General features: G+C 71.9%; 2 protein-coding genes. One reads left to right on the forward strand and one right to left on the reverse strand.

From position 1 onward, the window contains the following. Positions 1–15 precede the first annotated feature (15 nt). The gene (gene oxc, locus AOJ26_RS38110) at positions 16–1,764 is read right to left on the reverse strand and encodes an oxalyl-CoA decarboxylase (RefSeq protein ID WP_053852921.1); all 1,749 of its coding nucleotides are present in this window, start codon (positions 1,762–1,764) and stop codon (positions 16–18) included. Positions 1,765–2,018: 254 nt separating this feature from the next. Here oxc and AOJ26_RS38115 point away from each other — a divergent pair, with 254 nt between their 5' ends. After that, positions 2,019–3,602 carry a FadD7 family fatty acid--CoA ligase gene (locus tag AOJ26_RS38115; RefSeq protein WP_053852922.1) on the forward strand — a complete coding sequence of 528 codons (1,584 nt, stop codon included), beginning with the start codon at positions 2,019–2,021 and terminating at the stop codon, positions 3,600–3,602. The last annotated feature ends 44 nt before the right edge of the window (positions 3,603–3,646 follow it).

Below are 3,646 nucleotides of genomic sequence, written 5' to 3' on the forward strand. Positions count from 1 at the left end.
CGGGGGTGCGGGCGGTCACTTCTTCGCCGGCGTGATGTTGCCGACGGTGATGCCCTTGGGGTTCAGGTGCGAGATGTGGCCGCTCTCGGTGCCGGCCGAGGGGTCGATCACGCAGTCGATGAGCGCCGGCCCACCGGAGGCGAGGGCCTCGGTGAGGGCGGCGGTCACCTCGGCGGGCGTGGTGGCCCGGTAGCCCTTGCCGCCGAACGCCTCGATGAGCAGGTCGTGGCGGGCGGCCGACATCAGGGTCGTCGGCGAGGGGGCGTCGTCGTAGGGATTGGTGTCGTCGCCGCGGTAGACACCGCCGTTGTTCATGATCACGGTGACGACGGGCAGCTTGTAGCGGCAGATCGTCTCGATCTCGATGCCGCTGAACCCGAAGGCGCTGTCGCCCTCCACGGCCACGACCGGGGCGCCGCTCTCGACGGCGGCGGCGATGGCGTAGCCCATGCCGATGCCCATCACGCCCCAGGTGCCGCTGTCGAGGCGGTGGCGCGGTACGTGCATGTCGATGACGTTGCGCGCGATGTCCAGGGCGTTGGCGCCCTCGTTGACGAGGTACGTCTCGGGGTGCTGGTGCACGACGTCCCGTACGGCCTGCAGGGCGCCCATGAACTGCATGGGGTGCGGGTCGGCCTTCAGCCGCTCGGCCATCTTGGCGACGTTCTGCGCCGAGCGCGCCCCGAGTTCCTCGCGCCAGGCCGTGGGGGCCGTGATCTGGCCGGGCTTGGTGCGCTCGGCGAGCGCGTCGAGCACCGACTCGATGTCACCGACGAGGGGTGCGGAGATGGGCTGGTTGCTGTCCATCTCCTTGGGGTCGATGTCGATCTGGACGAACTTGGCGTCGGGGTTCCAGCCCGTCTGGCCGTGGCCCAGCAGCCAGTTGAGGCGGGCGCCGATCAGCATCACGACGTCGGCCTTCTTCAGCGCCAGGGACCGGGCGGTGGCGGCCGACTGCGGGTGGTTGTCGGGGAGCAGGCCCTTCGCCATCGACATCGGTACGTAGGGGATGCCGGTGGACTCGACGAACTGCCGTACCTTGTCGTCGGCCTGGGCGTACGCGGCGCCCTTGCCGAGCACGATCAACGGGCGCTCGGCGGAGGCCAGCAGCTCGATCGCCCGGTCCACGGCCTCCGGCGCCGGGAGCTGGCGCGGCGCGGGGTCGACGAGCCGGCTCAGCGTCTTGTCGCCCTCCGCCTTGGGCATGATGGCACCGAGCACCGCGGCGGGGATGTCGAGATAGACACCGCCGGGGCGCCCGGAGATCGCGGTGCGCAGGGCGCGGGCGATGCCGCGGCCGATGTCCTCCACCCGGCTGACCCGGTAGGCGGCCTTCACGAAGGGCTGCGCGGCGGCGAGTTGGTCCATCTCCTCGTAGTCGCCCTGCCTCAGGTCGACGAGGTGGCGCTCGCTGGAGCCGGAGATCTGGACCATGGGGAAGCAGTTGGTGGTCGCGTTCGCCAGCGCGACCAGGCCGTTGAGGAAGCCGGGGGCGGAGACCGTGAGGGCCACGCCGGGCTTCTTGTTGAGGTAGCCGGCGATGGCGGCCGCGTGCCCGGCGTTGCTCTCGTGGCGGAAGCCGATGTAGCGGATGCCCTGCGCCTGGGCGAGCCGGGCCAGGTCGGTGATCGGGATGCCGACCACCCCGTAGATGGTGTCGACGTCGTTCATCCTGAGCGCGTCGACGACCAGGTGGTACCCGTCGGTGAGCTCGGTCGGAACGTCGGCTGCTGCCGCGGTCTCCAGGGTCGAGGGAGCGGTCATGGTCCGAGGTCCTCCTTGGGCAGGTCCTGCCGGAGCGGCTACTTCTCTCACCATCGGCAGCGCGCTCGCCCGCGTCCAAGACCCATCGGCGACCAGCCGATAAACGGCGTCTATCGAGGGCTGGTCAGGGGCCCGGCAACTCCCTTGATAGACGGTTGCTATCGGCCGTTCGCCAGCGGGTATTGGACGTCCACCGGGTGCCACCGCACGCTCGCAGAGGACGTTTCGTCGGATCTGTGCGAAGGGGTGGGGTCATGGCCGTTCCGGCCGCGGCATCCGTGCGTGACGCGAACCGGTACCGGCCTCCGGAGGTCTCGGGCCTCGCCGGCCTCCTCGACCGGCAGGTACGTGAACGGCCGTACAGCCGGGCCCTGGTGGTGACCGGTGAGCGGGTGCCGCTGTCGTACCGGGCCCTCGCGGCCCTCGCCGACGACGTGGCCGTCCGGCTTCGCGAGGCGGGGCTGGGGCGTGGTGACGCGGTCGGTCTGATCTGTGCCAACACCGCGGAGTTCGTCGTTGGACTGCTCGGTGCGGCGCGCGCCGGGCTGGTCACGGCCCCGTTGGACCCCGCACTGCCTCGGGCCCAACTCTCGGCCCGTCTCACGGCGTTGGGGGCGCGGGCGGTCCTCCTCGACGCGTCGGCCTCCGGTGCCGGAGCGCTCCCGGTGCCCGCCTGGCCGCTGCGCGTGGAGGTCTCGCGGGCGGGGGCGGCCGTGGTGTCGCTCGAACCCGACACGTGCGGGGTACCCCAAGTGACCGCCGCCTCGGCCGAGTTGTCGGACCAGGACGCCCTCGTGCTGTTCACCGCCGGCACCACCGACCGGGCGAAGATGGTTCCGCTGAGCCATGCCAACGTGGCCGCCTCCGTCCGGAACATCTGCGCCACCTACGAGTTGGGGCCCGGTGACGCCACGGTTGCGGTGATGCCGCTCTTCCACGGGCACGGGCTGTTCGCGGCACTGCTGTCCTCCCTGGCGAGCGGGGGGTGTGTGCTGCTGCCGGAGCGGGGACGGTTCTCGGCGGGCACGTTCTGGGACGACATGCGGGCCGTGGACGCCACGTGGTTCACGGCGGTGCCGGCCATCCACGAGATCCTTCTGGACCGGTCGGAGCGGGAGTACCCGGGGCCGCAGGCGCCGCGGCTGAAGTTCGTCCGCAGTTGCAGCGCGCCCCTCAACACCGCGACACAGCGGGCGCTGGAGCGGACCTTCGGCGCGCCGCTGCTGTCGGCGTACGGGATGACCGAGTCCTCGCACCAGGCCACCAGCGAACCGCTGCCGCAGCGGGGAGCACTCCGGCAGGGGTCCGTGGGCCGGCCGACCGGGGTCGCGGTGCGGGTCGTGGACCGCGGCGGGCGTACCTGCCCGGCGGGGGTGGAGGGCGAGGTGTGGGTGCAGGGGCCCACCGTCGCCCGGGGCTATCTGGCCGACGGCGACGAGTCGGCACGGACCTTCGTCGACGGGTGGCTGCACACCGGTGACCTGGGCACGCTGGACGAGGACGGGTACCTGTCGCTGACCGGACGGATCAAGAACCTCATCAACCGGGGCGGGGAGAAGATCTCACCCGAGCATGTCGAGGACATCCTCGCCGGCTGCCCGGGGGTCGCGGAGGCGGCCGTGTTCGCGGTCCCCGACGCCGTGTACGGGCAGCGGGTCGGTGCCGCCGTGGTGCTCCGCGAGGGCGACACCGTCGACCGCGAGGAGATCCTCCGCTACTGCCACGACCACCTGGCCGCCTTCGAGATACCGGACCGCGTCGAACTGGTCGCCGCCCTGCCGTACACGGCGAAGGGCGGACTGGACCGGAAGGCGGTCCAGGCACGGTACGCGCCCTGACGGGGGGCCGGGCTCGGCACCGGGCGTGCGGCTCGGTAGCGGGG

It is taken from the genome of Streptomyces sp. NRRL B-24085 (assembly GCF_001282115.1).
Taxonomy (GTDB): domain Bacteria; phylum Actinomycetota; class Actinomycetes; order Streptomycetales; family Streptomycetaceae; genus Streptomyces.

What these genes read in the sequence shown, in the direction of transcription:
- AOJ26_RS38115 (WP_053852922.1), top strand. Translation starts at nt 2,019, where the DNA reads ATGGCCGTTCCGGCCGCGGCATCCGTGCGTGACGCGAACCGGTACCGG.
- oxc (WP_053852921.1), bottom strand. Translation starts at nt 1,764, where the DNA reads ATGACCGCTCCCTCGACCCTGGAGACCGCGGCAGCAGCCGACGTTCCG.